Origin of the sequence: Aurantimonas sp. A2-1-M11 (assembly GCF_036549475.1) — a bacterium.
In the GTDB taxonomy this organism is placed as follows: domain Bacteria; phylum Pseudomonadota; class Alphaproteobacteria; order Rhizobiales; family Rhizobiaceae; genus Aurantimonas.
In genome coordinates this window covers 1-20129 of the sequence record NZ_JAZHLI010000053.1, presented here as the reverse complement: position 1 = coordinate 20129, position 20129 = coordinate 1, and the positions used below count along the sequence as shown (strand labels likewise).

The window sequence follows — 20129 nt, the reverse complement described above, 5'->3', positions numbered from 1 at the left end:
CGAAGCTGAGGGCTTGCAATTGGCGCAAACGCTGAACTAATCCGCTTACGACAGGGCCGGCGCACAGAGCACGCCGGCCTCGAGGTTTCAAATGCTGCCGCTTATTTGCTCGTCTCAGTCGACGACGATTCGGGAGCAGCCGAGTCGGGGGCGGAGGAGCCAGACTGACTGCCGCCCTGGGAAGCCTTTTGTGCTCCCATGACACGGCCGCTCGTGTCGATCATCATCAGGACCATCTCACCGTCCGGCGTCTGGGCCTGCACCATGTAGGCGGCGTCCATGATCGCGGCATCGGTGTAACCTGCCGTTTCCAGCGCCTTCAACACCTTTTCCTGCGAAACGACCATGTCTTCCGCAGACATCGAAGAAGCAGAGGAGGAGGTGTCACCGCCGTTCGTGGATGCGGCGTTATTGGTGTCACTCGACTGGGCCATCGATGGCGAAACGCCGAGAGCGATCATGGTGGTTGCGAGAAGCAGCTTTTTCATAAGAAAATCCTTTCGCTGTACATCGAACACTGCGCGGTTGAGCGCATGTGAACCCAATGGATGGGTCCGCAGATCGTTCAGAAAATGCACATTAACAACGCGTAGCCGGGAAATGACCGCATGTGCTCCGGCTTACGAATAAATTACGTGACTGTAATCTTTCGCTTCAGCAGTTTGCATCCGATGGTGCAGCGCGGCGCGATGATGTCGGCTCTAACCGGCCCGTCAAGAGTGGACGAGCATCGTAGGTTTGAAGGGCTGACCGGGACAAGGCTTTCTGCGTTCAAAGGCGTGGAAAAAACCGCCGGCCCCGGCGATGGGCCACGGCGGCTCTCCACAGCCTAACCGTCGGATTGGGTTATACGCCCGTAGCCATGGCCACGATCCTTTGTGCAAGCGATCGTTCTCGATGACTACAAGATCGCCGACAACGATCTCGATCTGCTCGAAGATCGGCTGATCCACCGCTGCTCTTGCTACTACGGCATGCCTGCGGCGGTCGCGGGTCGTGCCGGCAGGACCGGCGCATCCTCGGCCGGGGGGGTCGCTTCGAGATCCACGATCAGACGCTTCATCTCGTCGATCTCGCGCACCTGCGCGGCGATGATCTCGTCGGCAAGCTCGCGCACGCGGGGATCGCTGATCTCGGCCCGCCTGCTGGTCAGGATCGCGATCGAGTGGTGCGGGATCATCGCCTTCATGTAGGCGACGTCGCCGACCGTCTCCTGGCTGCGCACGAGAAACAGCGAAGCCGCGAAGACGATCGCAGCACCGACCAGAATGCCGATGTTGGCGGCTCTGTTCTTGTACATGGACCACATGAAACCGAGCATGACGATGGCCATCACGGCGCCCATGTAGACCGCCATCCAGGTCCGCGTCTGGCTGTAGAAGACATGATCCAGGGCGTAGGTGTTGAGATACATCAAACCGAACATGACGACGGTCGAGGTGGCGATCATTGCGCCGAAGCGGGTGTAATTCATGATGTGCCTTCCTTTTCCGGTTGTAGGGCGAACGAAGCCGGCGCCGCATGGATGCGTCCGGGGGCCAGACGCTCCGTGCTTCGGCGGACGGCGTGCGCAGAATCTTTCTCGAAAACCGCTGGCAGATCTCGGCCACGCCAGGTGCCTGACGCCGGTCAGCAGACAAGCCGTTGAACGGCGGTGCGGAACGCGTCAAACCCGGATGAATGCGGCCTGGCGCGTCGCTCCGGTCATTTGTCCTGAGCTGCCGGCTGGCCCTTCTGCCAGGGCCATCGCCCCTCGATCTCCACTTCCAGCGCGAAGCTGAGGAAGGTCCGCACCAGGACGATGCCGGCAAGGACGGCGAGACTGTCCAGCGTCGGCTCGATGGCGACGGTATTGATGATGTCCGCCGCGACCAGGAATTCGAGCCCGAGAAGAATCGAACGCCCGAGGCTCGATCGGAACGTATGGAACGCCTCGGAACTGTCACCGCCGAACCGCTGCCTCAGGAAGGTGATGGTGGCGCCGATCGTCCCGATGACGATCACGAGGATGCCTGCAACTTCGATGCCGCGCGTCGTCCAGTGCAAAGCTTGGCCCAGAGCCTCGTCCATTCGAAACTCCCTGTGGTGTTATTGAAGCAGACAACGTTGCTGCTGCGCGAGTGCCAATCACAGTACTGCCGGCACCTGTTGTTGAAAACCGAGCGGCGCTAGCGCGCACCCTCCAAATTCACTCCGCGGGGGGCGGGACCAGGATCAAAAAACCGCTCGACTGGACGGTCGGCTGCACACCCGGCACGCTGCAAGCGTAGCCATATTCGCCAACGGGCGGCGACTCCCGGATAACCATCTGGACCTCGTCTTCAGGAGGAACCAGAAAGCCGCCGGTCGATGCGTCGAGGGCTGTGTCGGTGGTCTCCACCATGTCTGCCGCCTTGAAGAACTCCGGCGCGACGAAGGTGACCGGCAGTTCCGAGATGTTTCTGACGCGCAGGGTCAGCGGTTCTTCCGCCGGCAGCCGTGCCCGGGGAGGAAGACATTGGAGTTCTCCCTCCGCGGTTCCCATGACGATCTCGATGGGAGGCGCGACCTCGCCGCCGACCGTGGTGAGCTGGTCCGATTGCGCGAGCGCGGGGGTCACACTCGCCAACTGGCCGAGAATGAGGAGCGCCCCTGCCATGGCGCCAGTCTGTCTTCCAAGTATCGTTGCGGATCTGTTTCGAGATAGCAGCATCGTGTTGTCTCCGGTTAGTTGGTCGTCAGGGTGGAAGTGCGGGGGCTGCGCCCGTCGGGGGCGCCATGATCAATCTCCCGGCGACGTTTGCGCCGCGTCCTCCGCTCGTCTTCAGTTCGCTAACGGTCCACTACGGGATTTGTTCGCTCGCGTGCGCGGATCGGCGCCAAGTCGGTGAGATTGGAAGTCGGGGGCGCCGGCCGGTTCAGTCGACGAAACCTCTAAATGGAAACAATTTCGCATATGTGCTCGATCAGGCCAGGCGACCATGCGTCGGAGCATGGGTTACGTCCGCCATCAGCCTGAACGCGATGATCGCATTGATTTGAGAAAGCATTCTGGCAGCAGAAGTTGATCTCTGATATCTACTTCGCACAGATTTACACCGCATAAATCTTGGCTATATCGCGTAAATTATAATAATTTAACGACGAACACACTTTTTTGCCTACAGTACGAGGATTATGGAGAAATATTATGGACCAGACTCAGAAGCAGGCGTTGGAAGCGGTCGCCCGTGCGGCCGCGACCGGATCGCTCCTCATCGTCAGGCAGACCGCAGCGCGGATCGCCGTCGACAACGGCATTTTGAGCGAGGAGGGGATCGATGATTTGGCGCGTTTCATCATTGCAGAAGGGGGCAGACTGGGCGTTGCGATGGAGCCGGGTTCGCGGGAGGCGATCGAAAGTCTGAAGAGCGATGGTGCCGGGAGAATCGTCGCTTTGTGACGCCTTGTGAAAGGCGATTAAGCCTCATTTGAGCGAGTCGCGCTTTGACGGACCAAATGAAAGGGGGCGGGAAACGAGGGCGAGGAGCCTGAGCTTAAGCAGAGCGGAGTTCGAATGCAAAACGTGACAGTGCCTTCCTCAAGCCCATTTCTGCTGCGGGACGCGAAGAAGTCCGCCGGGGCCCTGCCGAAGGTCATGCTCGACGCGGAGTTGTACCTTCCGGAGGATCGCGAGGGGCCGTATCCGGCCGTGGTCATCTCACAAGGCCTGGGAGGCCTAAAGGATGTGCGTGAGCGTCGCTATGCTCGCTTCCTGGCACAGAATGGCTACGCCGCCATCATCTATGACGGCTTCGTGTCGAGAGGCAAGCACCGCTTCAGCGACACGATCCGGGCGCTCAGGGTCACCGAGTCGATGCTGCTCGCCGACGCCTTTGCAGGGCTACGCTATCTCGCCGGGCGGAACGACATCCGCTCGGATGCAATTTCGGTGATCGGATTCTCCTATGGTGGGATGATCACGACCCTGACCGCCTACGACCAGATCGCGAGGCTGTTCCTGCCTGACGGGCTGCGTTTTGCCAGCCACGTCGCCTATTATGGCCCCAGCGTTCCGCGCTTGAACGATCCGAGGACGACCGGCGCACCGGTCGCGATCATGCTCGGAGGGCTCGACGCCAACTTCGACATGGCGCGCATGAGGATGATCGCTGCCGATCTCGAACGCGGCGGATCGAAGGTCGATCTCACGGTCTTCGAGAACATCTATCACCAATGGGACGGGATGGACGTCGAGAGGCGTTTCGTCAACTTCAACCTCGCCAATTGCAGAATGCGGATCGACACGGATGATCAGATCGACGACGAGCGCACAGGCATGCGAATGAACGGAATGATCAGCCGTATTGCCATATTGGGACGCTCGGTAAGTCGGAACGGCTACTTCATCAAGAAGGACGACGCGACGCGGCAACGTTCGGACGAAATCCTTCTAGCCACTCTTGCCGAAGTCCCATGGGCCGGGAGCGGGAGCCACCACAGTAGCGCGGCACGCGCCAAGATATCGCAGAAATTCTCTGCGGAGAAGAAGCTCCTGGGCGAACGCACCGCTGTCTGACGGCCATGACCGAATGATCAAACCATCAGGTTCCAACCAAGCGTCAGCGGCAATTCAATACTCGCGGAGTCAAGGCCGATTCCACCGTCGGGTTCGTAAAACGCATCGATCCGCGCGACGTGCGCGGATCGAGTTACCGTTTAGGGCGAAGCAGCCCGAGAATGCAAAAATCACTGCGACGGGCGATCCAACCCCATGCGGGTCATCGCGCTTCCGAGCACCTCTGCACTCCAAAGCTCTTCAAGCATCGCATCGCTCTGCTCCCATACTTGTGCACCGGGAGGGCTGACCTGAGTTGCCATGTAGCCGCTGGACGCTGGCTCTCCGGGTTGCGGCGTATTGAGTTCGTTGCTGGTCGTCCGATCTCCCTCGACTTCCTCACCAGAAGAGTTCGCCGCGGCTTCGGTACCGGTCGATGAGCGCTTATCCGCCGAAGTATCCATGGGACCACCAATGCCGATTAGCGCGCCTGGCGGATTCACTATGAAGAACACCTCATTCCCCGCGGCATTGACGCCCTGCAGAACGAAAGCGCGGTCAACGACTGCTACATCATCGAAACCTGCCTCCTCGGCTCGCCGCTGTGCGTTCTCTCGCGCAAGAGCGTCGTTTTCCGGGCTACTTGTTTCGGCCTGCGGAAGGGGCTCGCTTTCGCTCGCCGCTGACCCGCTATCCTGTGCAATCGCAGGCGAAATGAGGAGGCCAACGGCGGTGGCTGTCCTAAGAAATATTCTGATCATCGTGTTCTCTCCCTCACGTTACGACAAATGGAACAGGATGAGGAGCGCGATGTTCCAAGGAAATTTGTAGGTAGCTAAGCGTCTCTGCTCAGATGCGTGATTAGATGATCGTGTGCGTAGCAGGCAAATCGCGATGCTTCTCCAAATCGAGAACTTCTAATGTGAGGATACTCGACGCATGCAAATTGATTGAGAATTTTTTCCACTCTATATGCCTGCTGCACGCCGCCGTTGTTGGCAAGCGAAACAATCTCCGTCCCAATGCCGGAAACGTATACTATCTTTCTCGGGCCAGTATATTGGCGATCCACTTGGTGCTCTTGAAATGCTGGCAGACGATGAGGAGGGCGGCGGTCAGCGGCACTGCCAGCAGCGCGCCGGCGATGCCCCAAACCCACCCCCAGAACAGGAGCGCCATGATGATCGCCACTGGAGGCATCGACATGCCGCGGCCCTGCAACATCGGATAGACGACGTTGCTGATGAAGAGCTGGAGCGCCGCGTAACCAACGAATACGACGATCGGCGTCGTGATGTCGCCGAACTGTATGAAGGCGTAGAGCGTCGGCGGAATGATGCCGAGGATGTTGCCGATCACGGGAATGAAGTTCAGTAGGAAGTTCAGGACGCCCCAAATCAACGCGAGGTCGAGACCCATGACGAAAGCCCACAGCGCCGAGGCGACGCCGGTGATCAGGCTAGCGAGCACGGTCATGCCGATATACTGGCGGAATTTTCCGGCCGTCTCGTCGATCGTATCGATCAACTCGCGGTTTTCCCGAGCGTCGAACTGCTCGCGCAGCTTCTTGGCGAAGGTGGGAACTTCGGGCAGTCCCATGATGACGAGGATGGCGATGACACCGAGATAGCCAACTACGGTGTAGACGTCCCAAAATACCACCTGGGCGATGGCGACGAGATTGTCGTAACCGTTGTTGCCGCCAGGGACTGGCAGTCCCCTTTCGGCCGCCCAAGCGGCATAGGAGTCGTAGATCGAGCGGAACCGCTCCTGGTTTTCGGCGAAGGTGCCGGCGACCTGCGCGGCGGCGAGATAGATGACGAGGAAGAAGCCGGCCAGGATCAGGAAGAGGACGAGGATCGTCCCGGCGTAGCTGAGGCTTTCGGGCAGTATCTTTTCCAGCCACGGCTTGATCGGCCAAGCCGCGCCGATGATGAAGAGGGTGACGACCAGCGGCATCGTTACTTCGTAGCTCCACCGGAGCGCCGCAATCACGACAATGAAGGCGATCACCGCCAAGAGGCGGTTGCGAATCACGTCCGGTTGCAACATCTCAGTCTGCCTTGCCTGTAGGATGCGAAAAGATTTGTTATCAGGCAACGCGCCGTCGCCGGATCGGCTGCATCAACGGGGGCATTCCGCGTGTTTATGCTTAGGGTTTGCCTTGTACCGAGTGTCAACGAAGTGCTTGAACTCAACACGTCGGATCGTCCCGAGCTCGATTGACAGGGATCGGATCGCTAGTAGAGCAGTCGTCATCTGTGTTCGCAGCCTCTCAAATCGCAGGTCGACTTCCTGCCGGATCCCGCAAACAGCAAATTTTTCTGATCTGGATGGCTTGGCTACAAGCTCATCTCGACGAGCGCGGGATAAGGGCGTTCTTCGCTGGGCCCTCATTCGCAAGTTGGTGGTCGTGCGCTTCCTTGCCGGCGACGTCAGCGGGTGCAAGAATAGTGACACGGAGTTGCCATCAGTCCGTGAGGCCGTGTGGATCTGAAGCTGCTGTTTAGTCGACGACAGGTCGAGGAATCAGAGCTGACTTCTGATCCGAGAAAGCAGATTGCCCGCAGCCTCATCTGCGATCGATCGCCCGAGTGCGATGAAGGTTTTCCCTCGCCGCTGGGCAACTCTCACGCCATGCTCTGAGATCTGGGCGACGGCTCCGGGGCTGTAGCACTTGCTGCTCACGGCCACAGCCAAGCGACGTAGATCGCGTAGCAGAGTGCCAGCACAGCCCCCTCGACGCGCGAGATGATACGTCCGGTATAGGCTAGGGCGATGACGAGGACCGAGGCTGCGAGCATCACGTAATTGTCGAAACCCAGGATTTCGGCCGGCACTTCGGTGGGGGCAAGAAGCGCGGTCGCTCCGCCAATGCCCAGGATGTTGTAAATGTTCGACCCGATGATATTGCCAAAGGCAACCTCGGATTCCTTGCGGATCGCAGCCATGACCGAGGTTACGAGTTCTGGCATCGAGGTTCCGACGGCGACGATGGTCAGGCCGATGACGCTTTCGGAGATATCGAAGGCCCGCGCGAGATTCACCGCACCTTCGACCAGAAAGTAACCCCCGACGACCACGCAACCCAGCCCCACGGCAGCGATGAGAAGCGGTGTTGCGAGCGCCTGGCTATCCGCAGGTTTGGGTATCAGCGCCGGATCCGCTTCCTGCGTCGCAGCCGCCTTGTCGTAGACCGCACCATGTGCCGTCACGCCACCACTTTCTTGGCGGAAGGCGACGAACACGTAGGTCACCAATCCGAGAAGGAATAGGATCCCAACGACGCGGCCGAAAGGCATCGTCAGCCCGAGCACAACGAACAGCACGGCGACTGCGACCATCACTGCGCCATCGCGCTTCAGGGCGCCGGAAGCAACCGCGATCGGGGTGATCAGGGCTGAGACCCCGAATATCAGCAATATGTTCGCGATGTTGGATCCGACGATGTTGCCATAGGCGATCCCCGGAGAACCCGACAGCGCCGCCTGAACGGACGTCACGAGCTCCGGCATCGACGTTCCGAAACCCACGAGTGTCAGGCCGATAACAAGCGGCGACACCCCCAGCCTGGTCGCGATCCGGACTGCCCCGCGGACCAGAAGCTCTCCACCCAGTACAAGCAGGAAAAACCCTACGGCCAACGGCACCCACGTTTCCATGATCCACAACCCCTCGCTTCATTTCTGCTCTTTGATCGCAGCGCACAGGTGATGCATGGACTTTGCGGGGCGAGTTTCCCCTCCATCCGATTGTTCCATGCCCGCGATCGCCTTTCCTGAGCTGAAGGTGCCCTTGTCTCGGTTGAAGGCAAGGGCCAAAGAATATCCTTTGGCCGATCAGATCGGGCCTGTTGAACGCAGTCTGGCGGGACTATTGATGGTCCTTTTGGCGCGCTGACCCGGCATTGCCGAGTCTTCACGAGTGAACACCGAACCCTGACCAACAAGAGCCGACTGAATGCCGACCACGTTCTACATCCTTGATATAGCCGCGATCGCAACGGCGCTCTTAGCGGCTTGGTTCTGGTATCAGGCCGGGCTTCGGTCGGTCAGACGGATCTCGCAGTTCGAGCGTCTGGACTCTGCCGACATCAACAGGATTGTCGTCGCATTCAACCGCAACGCAGTCCTCAATCGCCGCGCGGCGCTTGCCTCCGCTGCCTCCGCCGTCTGCTTCGCTCTGCGCTTCGGGGCCGAGCTGGTAATCGCAAAGTAATGCGTTCAGCTCGTGAGAAAAATTGACAAGGCTGCCGCCAACTTTCGGTCCACTGTGGTCCTCACTACCCCCACCGCTTCCGGTTTGCAGGGGGCTCGCCCTAGCGATCGGCAGGGACTCACCGAAGGAGCCGGCAATCGCTGGAAACTAGGTCTGTCAAGAAGGCAAAGGAGAAAGATCCATGAAGCACTCGAGCGGCATGCCAGCAGTCATGGAGCGCCCCTATCTTCTCATGACGCTCGCCGGCATCGGGATCCTGGGATGTGCGGTGCTGATCATAGGCACGTTCGTAGCTCAGGCTCTGGTCCCGGATCACCATTGGGTCTCGGATACGATCAGTGATCTTGCCGCCGGCGAGTGGGAGATCGTGATGGACGTCGCACTCTACGGGTTCGCGGCCGGCCTGTTCGCCGTGTCACTCGCTGCCGCGCATGCCCATCTGGGCAGGACGGGATGGTCCATCGGCGTCGTGTCGTTTGCCATCCTCGCCGCGCTCGTCATCATCATCGGGGCGCGCAACGAGTATGGCGACGGCGACGATGACGGCGTGGTGATCCACATCTATCTCGTCTACGGACTGGGCGCGCTCTTCACCCTGGCACCGCTCTGCATGGCCGGTGGGATCGGGCACCATAGCACCTGGGCCAGACGTGTCCTGATCGGGCTGGCATTGGTGTGGGCGGTGCTGTGTCCGGTCTTCCTGCTGTCGCCAACCAGCATAGACGGCCTTCTGGAGCGCGCCCTCGGGCTGATCGCCTGTGCCATTGTCGTCACGCTTTGTGCCGTCTTCTTCGAGCAAGGATATCGTGCGCGCATACATTACAGTTGATTTGCAGCCTGTGCGACAGACCGGAAGCGATTCCAGCTCTCGCAACCGCCAGGAACAAGCGACGGCGGGGTGCTGCAGAAGCGCGAGCCCGTCGCAATTCTGACCGCTTTTCTGCAGGTCCGCATCCACCACCACCATGAGAAAGGCCTCGGCTGATTCGCCGAGGCCTCCAGATAGCCGAGCATCGCACCTTTGGTGTCAGGTGGAGCGTTCGTTACTGAGCTCCGATCCGTCCGGAGTCGAAAGCTTCCATTTCGCCGATGTCATTCTCGGCATAGGGCAGGTCGTAATACTGGTTGCCTGGCCCCCAGCCGTAACCAGCACCATAACCGTAGTAGGGATAGGCATATGCACCCCTGGTGCCGTAGCCTACGTCGGCATTGACGACGACCGCGGCAACCTGACCGTCGCGAAGAATGACGTCATTGACGTAGCCATAGTTGCGATAGCCGTCGTCCTGGCGAAGCCGGGCGTAGTCGCCAATGAGCTCGGATACGCGCCAAGCTCGCGGCCCGAACTCTGCATCATCAACCTCGGCCGTAATCGAAGTGGTGGCGGTCGCTGCCGTGACAAGATCATTCTCGAAGAGGCCGTAGTCCTCCACCGTCTCCTCGGTCACGGGGACGATGATACCATCGGCTCCCGGCCTCAGTTCGACCTGCTCCCACGGAACGCTGACATGGGTATCGCCCATGTCCCAGAAACCGCCAACTTCGGCAATCACCGACAAGATCTTACCGTCGGAACCAATGATGACATCTTCGACATCGCCGATCTCATCTCCGGTCAGACCATAGACTTCCATCTCGTCGATGAAGTCCTCGGCGCTGACTCCACTGGCATAAAGGTCATCATAATTCCATTCGGAAAGACTGATGATTTCGGCCGTTAGCGTGTTGTCAGCGGCGCCGACAGCACCGGCGTTGGCAGTCATCGAGGCGACATTGTTGAAATCAGCATACTCGGACTGGGCGATGATGTTGTCGTTGTCGATGTCGTATACATTGTAGAGGCCGGTCGAGAACTCTTCCTCATCGAGGAAGCCATCGCCGGCGGTGTCCCATGTGCCAAAAGCGGACGTGTTTCCGAGACCGGCCCCAAATTCGTCTTCCGAGACGACGCCATCGGTGTCCGCGTCCAGCGACGCATAAGTCACGCGCTCTTCGTCAACCAGCCAGCCGTCCCAGCCCGCCGTGTATTCCTCGGAGGTCAGGACACCGTCGTTGTCTGCATCCCAGATATGATATGTGCCGACGTAGAACTCGTCCTCGTCGATCCGCTGATCTGCATTGGCATCCCAACGACCAAAGTTATCCTGTGCCACCCGAGCAAACTCGGTGGAACTCAGTTCAAGATTTCCGTCCGCGTCGATGTCGGCAAAAGTGTAGGTGGTTTGGGCGAGTGCGGGTGCAGCGCTCGTCGCAAAGATCAGTGCAATTGCGGTGGAGGTCGTTCTTTTCATGATCGTCTCCTTCCATCTGTTCAATTCGGTCGCGATTGTGATGCTGGGTACCCAACTACCTCGTTAGCGCACGCATCGAGGTAGATTGGCCTGTATTTTGGGGTCCCGAGGGCACCTGAAAATCGCCAGTGGTGACGCGCTATAAAGTGCAATGACCGCACGCCGGCCGTGTTCCTCCACAATCCAGTGCAAGAGAGCGGTTTTCTGTTGGTCGGGAACACGTTTATCTGCATCCCAGTTGAACGGGTCTATTATCCCGGTCATGCAGAAACAGATCGACCAAACTCAATGAAACAGGAACTCCGATATGTATGCGCCTACAGGCAAGCGCGATGTCGGCTGCCGGCAACTCGTCTAGGCTGCAGGTCGAGGCACGTAATCAATCCGCGACCGCAGACAGAGGGGGCGCCCATCGCACAGGCAAAATCGCGTCCGGTTCAACCTTGGGAGCGAATGCTGCGAGATGGCCATCGCCCTTCAGATTCCAGTCCGGTCGATTTCGATGCCGGGACATATGTGATCGAGCGGCGAAGTACCGGAACGGGGGGCACGATGCGGACGGAGTGGGTGGAACTCGTCCTCGCCCAATGCCGGATCAGCGGCGCGTGATGCGCAGAAGGCGGCCGTCTTCCTGATCTGTAATGAGGAGAAGCGAACCATCGTCGTCGACCTCGACGTCGCGGGTGCGTTTCAGGTCGGGCAAAACCCGCTCCTCGGCCTCAACCAATCCATCTTCGCCCTGCGAAATGCGTACCAGTCCGCCGGCGACGAGAGCCGAGATCAGAAAATCCCCCTGCCATTCCGGGAACATGTCGCCATCGTAGACCACGAAGTCACCCGGCGCGATCACGGGATCCCAGAAGTAGAGTGGCTGCGCCGCACCCTCAATCTTTGCCGTCCCCGTTCCGATCGGGGCGCCGCCGAACCGGTCATAGCGCCGGCCATAGGAAACCAGCGGCCAGCCATAGTTCAGGCCGGGTTCGATCAAGTTGATCTCGTCGCCGCCTTGCGGTCCCATCTCAAGCACCACGAGTTGACCGTCAACGACCTGGGCTCCCTGGATGTTGCGATGCCCGTAGGACCAGATCGAGTCGTCCGCCTCGAGGACGCCGACGAATGGATTGTCCTCAGGGATTGACCCGTCTGCGTTGACCCGAATTGTCTTGCCCCAGGTCGCCCCAAGCTGCTGGGCCCGGGGGCGGTTCTCGAAGGTGAAGCGCTCGCCCGTCGTGATGAAGACATGGTTGTCGTCATCGAAGGCGACCCGGCTGCCGTAATGGAGCGGCTCGGGCGCGGACGGATCCTGCACCCAGATGTCCTCGAAGCTCTCGACCATCGTGAAGTCTTCAGACAGCCGTCCGCGACCCACGGCGGTGGCCGACATAGTCATGCCCGCTTCGTTGGTGCCGGTGGGCTTGGCGTAGGAGAGATAGATCATTCGATCTTCGGCGAAGTTCGGCCCCGTCTCAACGTCGAGCATCCCGCCCTGCCGCTCATCACGCACCTCGGGCGTACCACCAATTGGTGGCGAAAGGACTCCGTCGGACGTGACATGACGAAGGGTGCCAGTGCGTTCGGTCACGAGGTAGCCGGTATCATCCGGGAGGTTCTTGATGGCCCAGGGATGGACGAGGCCGTCCACGATGGTCTCGACGTCGAATTCGGTTTGGGTGACGACGATTGGCGCTCGGAACTGCGCGTCGAAGGCCGGCGAGTAGGACGTGTTGCGTTCCCCCCACTCGAACTGGGGATCACCGGGCGCGTCCTGATCCGTCTGCCCAGAAGCGGATGAGGCAACCAGCAGAGCGGCGACAGCGACTGAATTCGATGCGATTTTCACGATGTTTCCTCCGCACGTGGAATGTCAGCACATTGGTTCGTCTTCGACCAACTCCCCCCTGCCGCGCATGTTCCCGAATTGGCAGATGCCCCTCTGTCATAATCTAATCTGCCTCGACGGCAGTCGGACCTGCTTCTGAAAGGCTTCACCCTCCAGCAGTCGGACGGATGTAGGCCGCTTAGGTATGGTCTCTCGGGGCGAGATTCCGACCGTGATCAGGCATTCCTGTTGCCGCTCCAGTCTGATGATCGGTTACGAGACGATGATCTGGTGCCTGGCTTCCGGGGAACTGAGCCCGTCGTCCACGCTTGAAGTTCCGGCACTGTCCGAGCGACAGTTTTTTACGGCCTCGTGCTCGATGAAGGTTCGCCTGCCTGAAATGTCATACGAAAATTCTATCTTCGCGTCAGATCGAAATGGCTGCGTCAGTTGTAGCTGATGCAGACAATAGGGAAAAATGAAATTGTCTCCATGGCGCACCATCAACAAGAGCAAGCTACTCGAGCGCTTTGCCATCGAGATCGGACCGACACTTGCGTTTCTCATCGGGCTGCAGGCAGCTAGTCTCGCTGTTGCCACCGCAGTTTTCTTCGTAGCAACCGCCGCCGCGGCGCTCTACTCTTGGTTCGTGAAAAGGCACTTCCCCTACATGCCCGCGGGTATGGTCATTCTGGCAGGTGTCTTCGGCGGCTTCACGATACTGTCCGACGATGCATCCTATCTTCAGTTCCGCGCAACGGTAGTAAATGCTGGCGGTGCACTCGCAATCCTGATCGGCCTTGTTTTCGGGCGGCTTTTCTTAAAGCGCTCACTCCAGGCCGGCTTTCAACTGACGGACGACGTCTGGCGAACGTTGTCGATCCGCATGGCGCTCTACTTCCTGCTCATGGCACTTCTGAACGAAGTAATTTGGCGCAACTTCTCGACCGAGGTTTGGGCCTGGTCCAAGGTAGCCGCACCTGTTTTGAACTTGCTTTTCCTAGGACTGCAGTGGCCGCTTATACGAGATAATTTATCGGCTGAAGCGGATCGCAAAGTTGAGGAAGAGCGAGACAGCGCCGACATAGCGCTGGCCCGGAGAACACAAAACAGTTGATCCTCCGTCCCCTTGCACTGGTGATGCCTGCCCCGCATCCCGTCATCCCGTTAGGAAGCTTCAGCGTCGGTAGTTCGGAGCTCAATGCGTAGGACGTCTGATCTTCAAGCTCTGTCGGCCGTTTCCTGCTTCGGATCGACGCGGGGGCCGGGCAACACGAGCAGCGATACGGGGACAGAGCCTCGGCTCATTGGCGTCCAGACAAGCTGGGGATAACACCAGAGAACAGGTGCTGGATATGAGGTGGATATGAATGCGAAATTCTAAGAGCTGCATATGGCTGTCTCGGCGTACGACCCCTGTTTTGAAGGGTTCGTGAAGATGGCCTCCGTTATAGATCATCGGCCTCTGACTCCGTTAGTCCTGGTTCGAATCCAGGTTCCCCAGCCAGTCTATCTCAAGCCACTGTAATCGCTATTGTTTTCAGTCACTGAGAATCCTCTCGGTGCCATCTCGGTGCTTTGGGCCCAAACCTGTAGCCCAGAGGTGATGCCCATGCGGCCGATCCCGGGCTCCAAGCTCAAGGGATCCGGGCAGTGGCGACTCGGCACGACATCAGCAATCTCGAACGACACGGCCACACCTTCTATTGGCGTGCCAGGGTCCCCACGCGGTTCCGGCGGGTGCCGCGACAGGCCCGTCTCTCATTCTCGCTTCGGTTGTCCGACCATCACAAAGCGGCCTACATGGCGCGGCGGCTGAACACGCTGCTTGCCGACCTGACCGTGAGACCCACCGCCGCGATGACCACCAAGGACCAGCTCGACCAGCTCTTCCGCGCCGAGATCGAGCGCATGAGCGCGCATCTCGAGGATATCGCTTTCGCGGTCCGACGCAGCGGCGGCGTCGACGACGTGCGGGAGATGGAAGCCGATATCGAGGTTGGCTGGGCCTACCGACTGATCCAACTGTTCGGCACGACGCGGCCGCTCACCTTCGAAGCGGAGTGCCCCGCGCGCGCTTTGCTGTTGCGCCACGGCCTCCCGGAGCCGCACGTCATGGTGATCGCCGAAACCTTTTGGGCAGAGCAGAAGGGCGCCCGAGGCGTCATCTTCGATCGCGACGTACGACAACAGATGGAAGATGTCGGTCTCGAGCCGACGCTGGCCAATCGCGAGCGAGGAACAGAAAGAACAGCTCAGACCTTCCTGCTTTCCCGAACACAAGGAACATCCCTTGGTAACCACAGAACCGAAGATCCGTTCCAGATGGTGGTCCAGAACCTTCTTATTCTCGAGCATGATGCGATTGCGGCTTACGAATCGATGATCGAGAAGCTCGACGATCCGGCGTCGAAGGCGTTTGCGCTGCCGTCGGCGCCGACTGTCGACGTGTCGTTCGCTGCACCTCAGTAAGCGCTTCGGGATGCTGCGGGTGAGCAACTGATCATAGGGGCTTCATCGTATGCATTTTGGCGATCCCCAGCATCCGCTTTCCAAGCCAGAAAATCTACGGCGCGCCATTCACGCCGCAGGTGTCGCGCTGTGGGCGTGGACCGTCACGGAAGACGATTTCGACATGGACAAGCGGGCTTTCGATTTGTGGGGGCTTGAGAAGAGCGATCAGGTGACGTTCGAGGATCTGTCAGCGCATATCCTTCCGGCCGACCGCGACCGCGTGCGTGCAGCCTTTACGGCGACGCGAGGCATAGTCGGTCCCTACGAGATCGATTTCCGCATCATTGTTGGCGAAGAAATCCGCTGGATCTCAGCCCGCGGCCTTGGCGATGACGAGGCGCTGCACCAGGGTCAGATGTTTGGGATCTTCCTCGATGTTACGGGCCGCAAGAATGCCGAGGAGGGCCACGAGCTGCTTGCCGGCGAGATGAGCCACCGGGTCAAGAACCTTCTCGCCATAGCCTCCGGCCTCACCGCCATTGCCTCGCGCTCGACGACCACGGCCGAGGAAATGGCGGCGGAGCTGACTGGAAGGCTGGCGGCGTTAGGACGCGCACATGATCTAGTGCGCCCGCTGCCTGGTGATCAGGGCAAGGCGGTGTTGCTCGGCGATCTCTTAACGGTGCTGCTCGCGCCTTACGAGGATCTCGGTGCCTTCAGGGGCCGCATTCGGGTGGCGGTGCCGCGCATGGGTGTCGGCGAAAAGGCCGCAACGACGTTGTCGCTGATCATTCACGAGCTGGCGACCAACTCGCTGAAATACGGCGCGCTTTCGACCGATACGGGCATTTTCGATTTGTCCGGAACCACTGAGGATGACGATGTCACTCTGGTCTGGACCGAGCGGGGCGGGCCGTCGGTCGAGGCGCCGGAAAGCGCGGAGGGCTATGGCTCGAATCTGGTACGCCGCAGCGTCGCCGGCCAACTTGGCGGCACAATCAATTACGACTGGTCCGATGAGGGAGTCGTGGTCGTGCTGGTGCTGAAGAGCGGGCGGCTGGCGACCTGAGGCTACCTGCCCCGGCAGGTAAGGCCTTTTTTCTTACGGACACAGTGTCGGGATGTGACGGCTCGCGACGCCTCAGCGCCTTCGTTGCGCTCTTGACCGAGGTGCGCGGGTCTCGCTTCCTGCTTGCTTGAACAGCGCTAGCGGGCTTACTGGCGTCTCATGAAACAATGCCACCTAGATTTTCCGGCAATCGTCGTGACTTCAGATTTTGCGAACTTTCGTCCCCTATTCTGACTTCAAAGAAACGGGATGGCTGGCGTGTGGAGCCTTTACGACACTGTTGTTCATCAGCATGACCTGCGTTTCGTTGCGTTGGCAGCCGGTATCTGCGCGCTCGGGTGCCTGACCGCGGTCTCAGTTGCGCAACATGCCCTGAAGGCCGAGACCAAAGTGTCTCGAAGAAGCTGGCTGCTTTTTGCTGGATCAGTGACAGGGCTGAGTGTGTGGACAACGCACTTCACCGCGATGCTGGGGTATCGGAATGACCTCGACATTCACTTCGATCTGGCAACCGCCTCTCTATCGATACTGGCCGCCGTCTGCCTCGCAATGGCTGGGTGGGTTTTTGGCTTCCTCAACCGGCAACGTGGCATTCTGGCTGGCATTGTTATCGGTCTCAGCATTGCCCTTGCTCATTTCCTGGACATGCATGCCATCCGCGTCGCAGGGAGCGTGGCCCACAATCATATCGCCAGCATGATAGCCATCGCCCTGGGCCTTGCTTTGGGCGTCGTGTCGGGATGGCTATTCGCCAAGTGGACGCACTACACGGTGGCGTGGCCCGCCGCTGCGGCCCTCTTTGGGGCGATAGTATCGCTGCACTTCGTGGCTATGTCCGGGGTGACGATCACGCCTGGCATCGGGACTGTTGAAGAGGCTGCATTCTGGGCGACCTCCGACGAACTGGCGACGGTGGTGGTCGTAGCGTTCGTCGTCTTACTGACCGCCGCCATCGCGTTTACTTGGCACTCGCTGAGCGTTGCTCGTGCGACGGCAGTAGAGCAAAGTCGCCTTATCAAGGCGCTCGAAGACCTTCGAACGACACAAGATCATCATCAGGCGTATGTCGAACTCAACCCGCAGATCGCTTGGGTTGCCGATCCCGATGGCCAGGTGACGGAGATCGCCCCCCGGTGGACAGAGCTTGTCGGGAAGCCCCTTGAAGAAGGAGTAGGCAAAGGCTGGGCTAGCGTGGTTCATCCTGACGACCTGCCCGGCGTTGCGAAAATCTGGGCGGAGGCGATCAAGACTGGTGACGGCGATCTCGCAGACGTTCGGTATCGCGTACGCCTCGTCGATGGAACGTACAGATGGTTTCGCGCCCGCGCGCGACCCCGCTGGAATGACGAAGGCTCTATCCTCGCATGGTATGGCAGCCTTGAAGACATCCATGAACAAGTGCTCGCGGAGACGGCGCTTCGCGCGAGCGAAGAGCGCTTTCGCATCGCGTCATATGCCTCCAATGATGTCATCTGGGACTGGTCATTCGGGGAGCAGCGCGCTGCATGGGCTGGGGCCTACGAGAAGGTTCTGGGATACCCCGAACTCCATCGGGGCACAGACCTGAACTGGTGGCTGGACCACATTCATCCCGATGACCGCCAGAGGGTTCTCGTCAGCCAAACAGTGGCATTGGACGAAGGGGCTGACTACTGGAACGAAGAGTACAGGTTCCTCGTCGTATCCGGAGACTGGATCGATGTGAAGACTAGCTGCGTCATCGTGCGCAGTGACGAGGGACGGCCGGTTCGCCTCGTTGGATCAATGCTCGACATTACCCAGCAGAAAGTGGCGGAGGCCGAACTGAACTGGGCCGCTTATCACGACCCGCTGACGAAGCTACCTAACCGGGCACTTTATCAGAAGAGCATTCAATCAGCCATTGAGGAGGCAAGGGCAAACTGCCGCTCAGTAGCATTGGTGGTGCTGGATCTGAACAGCTTCAAGGAACTGAACGACACGCTGGGGCACGCTGCTGGGGACAAGGTTCTAGAAGAGACCGCTCGACGTCTATCGGACAGCATTCCGGAAGGTGCGACGGTTGCTCGTCTTGGTGGGGACGAATTCGCTGTCATCCTTCCCGATCTTTTGTCCACAGAGAGGCACCGTGATGTGGTGCACCTAATCCTCGAACACCTCGTTGCTCCCATCGTGTTCGACGAGATGCATATTCCGATCAGCTACTGCGTTGGCGTCGCCATCTGGCCGCGTGACGCGGACGATCCCGGCGAGCTTCTGATTGCAGCCGATCTCGCCCTGTATGCATCAAAGGCGGAAATGCCCGGTAGCATTCGCGAGTTCTCGCCTTCATTGAAAGATGCGTCTCAGCGTCGGTCGCGGATGTTGACAGTGGCACGCGCCGCCTTGGCAGAAGACCGGATCGAGCCGTTCTACCAACCGAAAATTGACCTGCATACTGGCCTGATCATGGGCTGGGAAGCCCTCCTTCGCATTCGCGGGAAGCGTGGAGAAATCCTGCCGCCTGCCGAGATCGAAGCAGCATTTTCAGATGCGGACATCACGGTTCGACTTACAGATCGCATGTTCTCGGGCGTGTTTTCCGATCTCGCACGCTGGCAGTCGCAAGGCATGGTGCCGGGACGTATAGCGGTCAATATTTCAGCGGGTGATTTCCGCCGTCATGACTTGGCGGAACGTCTTCAATCTCATGCCCATGCGCATGGGCAATCCCTTTCCGAGATCGACATCGAGGTCACGGAGACTGTCCTGATTGGCCAGCTTGGACCGGAGGTGTCCCGGATGCTACAGCAGTTGCGAGCCCTTGGCGTGATGGTTGCCCTGGATGACTTCGGCACAGGGTATGCTTCACTATCCCATCTCCAGCAGTTCCCAGTAGACGTGATCAAGATAGACAGATCCTTCATCGAACGGATTGACGAAACTGATCCGCCGGCAACGGCCGTCATCGACGCGGTGCTTCAAATGGCCAGAGTGCTCGGTTTGCAGACTGTTGCCGAAGGCGTCGAAACTACGGACCAAGCCCGTTATCTGCGGGCCCATGGTTGCACGATTGGTCAAGGCTACCTCTTTAGCCGCGCAGTGGCCGCGTCGGAGGTGCCGACAATCCTGAGTTCTCAATCCTTCGATCGCTGGGAGTTCGGCTCTTTGCGTCCTGCCTGATCGAAATCCATGTCGCCACCACGGCGGATGCCAGTTGCCGCAACATGGCCATCAATCCGGCATTACGGTACCAAGAACCTCTGGGAAATCGCCGCCTAGTCCGGCTTCGGATCGGTCTTCTTTTCTTAAGCTACCCCATACCAACAGGGGCTCCTGTGATACGGGTGTCTGACGCATCTGCATGGATCCACTGGACTTAGGACATCTGCATTCACTACTGAATCGGTTCTGTTGGGTTTGGGCTGCGACAGTATGACTCATCGTGGTGCGATTCCCTGTCGCAGCGGCGGGGATTAGCCATGGAGGCATGGTCGACCGGTACGGAATAGAGCAGCGGTGGGCGGCAGACGGCTCGAAGCGAGACGAGCGGGGCCGGCGGGTATTCGCCGCGAGCGAGGCGCGAGCAGCGGGCCGGGGCGGGCTGGCGGCGGTCTCGGCGATCACTGGGCTCGCCCGCTCGACGATCGGGCGCGGATTGAAAGACCTCGACGCACCGCCGCTTCCGCATGGCCGCGTCCGGCGTGAAGGCGGCGGTCCGCGGCCGCTGACCGATCGCGATCCGACGCTGCTCGCCGATCTCGAACGCCTCGTCGAACCGGCGACGCGGGGCGATCCGGAGCG

At 59.6% G+C, this 20129-nt stretch carries 18 protein-coding genes and 1 pseudogene; 10 read left to right on the top strand and 9 right to left on the bottom strand.

Annotated features, from left to right (window positions below):
• Positions 1-101 precede the first annotated feature (101 nt).
• The 4 genes from VQ042_RS19230 to VQ042_RS19215 all read right to left on the bottom strand — a co-directional run bounded on the left by VQ042_RS19230 (position 102) and on the right by VQ042_RS19215 (position 2638).
• A complete protein-coding gene (locus VQ042_RS19230) occupies positions 102-488 on the bottom strand; it encodes a hypothetical protein (RefSeq protein WP_331821930.1) in 387 nt (128 codons plus the stop codon).
• A 479-nt stretch (positions 489-967) separates the two neighbouring features.
• Complete coding sequence (locus VQ042_RS19225; RefSeq protein WP_331821929.1) at positions 968-1474, bottom strand: DUF305 domain-containing protein; 507 nt, start codon at positions 1472-1474, stop codon at positions 968-970.
• 230 nt (positions 1475-1704) lie between these two features.
• Entirely contained in the window at positions 1705-2070 is a 366-nt protein-coding gene (locus VQ042_RS19220; protein WP_331821928.1) for a DUF1622 domain-containing protein, read from the bottom strand.
• Between the two features lie 118 nt (positions 2071-2188).
• Positions 2189-2638, bottom strand: a complete 450-nt coding sequence (locus VQ042_RS19215; RefSeq protein WP_331821927.1) for a hypothetical protein — start codon at positions 2636-2638, stop codon at positions 2189-2191.
• 531 nt (positions 2639-3169) lie between these two features.
• Between VQ042_RS19215 and VQ042_RS19210 the strand changes: the two genes are divergently transcribed.
• Positions 3170-3421, top strand: a complete 252-nt coding sequence (locus VQ042_RS19210; protein ID WP_331821926.1) for a hypothetical protein — start codon at positions 3170-3172, stop codon at positions 3419-3421.
• A 114-nt stretch (positions 3422-3535) separates the two neighbouring features.
• Positions 3536-4537, top strand: a complete 1002-nt coding sequence (locus VQ042_RS19205; protein WP_331821925.1) for a dienelactone hydrolase family protein — start codon at positions 3536-3538, stop codon at positions 4535-4537.
• Positions 4538-4707: 170 nt separating this feature from the next.
• Here the strand turns inward: VQ042_RS19205 and VQ042_RS19200 are convergent, their stop codons facing one another.
• Positions 4708-5277 carry a hypothetical protein gene (locus VQ042_RS19200; protein ID WP_331821924.1) on the bottom strand — a complete coding sequence of 190 codons (570 nt, stop codon included), beginning with the start codon at positions 5275-5277 and terminating at the stop codon, positions 4708-4710.
• A 277-nt stretch (positions 5278-5554) separates the two neighbouring features.
• The gene (locus VQ042_RS19195) at positions 5555-6568 is read right to left on the bottom strand and encodes an AI-2E family transporter (RefSeq protein ID WP_331821923.1); all 1014 of its coding nucleotides are present in this window, start codon (positions 6566-6568) and stop codon (positions 5555-5557) included.
• A 435-nt stretch (positions 6569-7003) separates the two neighbouring features.
• Between VQ042_RS19195 and VQ042_RS19190 the strand changes: the two genes are divergently transcribed.
• Complete coding sequence (locus VQ042_RS19190) at positions 7004-7162, top strand: hypothetical protein (RefSeq protein WP_331821922.1); 159 nt, start codon at positions 7004-7006, stop codon at positions 7160-7162.
• Positions 7163-7200: 38 nt separating this feature from the next.
• Here the strand turns inward: VQ042_RS19190 and VQ042_RS19185 are convergent, their stop codons facing one another.
• A complete protein-coding gene (locus VQ042_RS19185; protein ID WP_331821921.1) occupies positions 7201-8178 on the bottom strand; it encodes a calcium/sodium antiporter in 978 nt (325 codons plus the stop codon).
• 298 nt (positions 8179-8476) lie between these two features.
• Between VQ042_RS19185 and VQ042_RS19180 the strand changes: the two genes are divergently transcribed.
• The gene (locus VQ042_RS19180; RefSeq protein WP_331821920.1) at positions 8477-8734 is read left to right on the top strand and encodes a hypothetical protein; all 258 of its coding nucleotides are present in this window, start codon (positions 8477-8479) and stop codon (positions 8732-8734) included.
• Positions 8735-8915: 181 nt separating this feature from the next.
• A complete protein-coding gene (locus tag VQ042_RS19175; RefSeq protein WP_331821919.1) occupies positions 8916-9563 on the top strand; it encodes a DUF998 domain-containing protein in 648 nt (215 codons plus the stop codon).
• A 214-nt stretch (positions 9564-9777) separates the two neighbouring features.
• On the opposite strand, the gene VQ042_RS19170 is transcribed toward VQ042_RS19175, so the two are convergent.
• Positions 9778-11025 (bottom strand): PRC-barrel domain-containing protein, encoded by a 1248-nt coding sequence (locus tag VQ042_RS19170; protein ID WP_331821918.1) that lies wholly within the window; start codon positions 11023-11025, stop codon positions 9778-9780.
• Between the two features lie 595 nt (positions 11026-11620).
• Positions 11621-12865, bottom strand: coding sequence for a PQQ-dependent sugar dehydrogenase (locus tag VQ042_RS19165; protein ID WP_331821917.1), 1245 nt, complete (start codon positions 12863-12865; stop codon positions 11621-11623).
• Positions 12866-13322: 457 nt separating this feature from the next.
• Here VQ042_RS19165 and VQ042_RS19160 point away from each other — a divergent pair, with 457 nt between their 5' ends.
• The 5 genes and pseudogenes from VQ042_RS19160 to VQ042_RS19140 form a co-directional block, all read left to right on the top strand.
• Complete coding sequence (locus VQ042_RS19160) at positions 13323-13961, top strand: inner membrane-spanning protein YciB (protein ID WP_331821916.1); 639 nt, start codon at positions 13323-13325, stop codon at positions 13959-13961.
• A gap of 536 nt (positions 13962-14497) precedes the next feature.
• The gene (locus VQ042_RS19155; RefSeq protein WP_331821915.1) at positions 14498-15316 is read left to right on the top strand and encodes a DUF6538 domain-containing protein; all 819 of its coding nucleotides are present in this window, start codon (positions 14498-14500) and stop codon (positions 15314-15316) included.
• 49 nt (positions 15317-15365) lie between these two features.
• Complete coding sequence (locus VQ042_RS19150) at positions 15366-16367, top strand: sensor histidine kinase (RefSeq protein ID WP_331821914.1); 1002 nt, start codon at positions 15366-15368, stop codon at positions 16365-16367.
• Positions 16368-16616: 249 nt separating this feature from the next.
• The gene (locus VQ042_RS19145) at positions 16617-19508 is read left to right on the top strand and encodes a bifunctional diguanylate cyclase/phosphodiesterase (RefSeq protein WP_331821913.1); all 2892 of its coding nucleotides are present in this window, start codon (positions 16617-16619) and stop codon (positions 19506-19508) included.
• A 307-nt stretch (positions 19509-19815) separates the two neighbouring features.
• Positions 19816-20129, top strand: a pseudogene (locus VQ042_RS19140) (ISAzo13 family transposase); the annotation flags it as partial.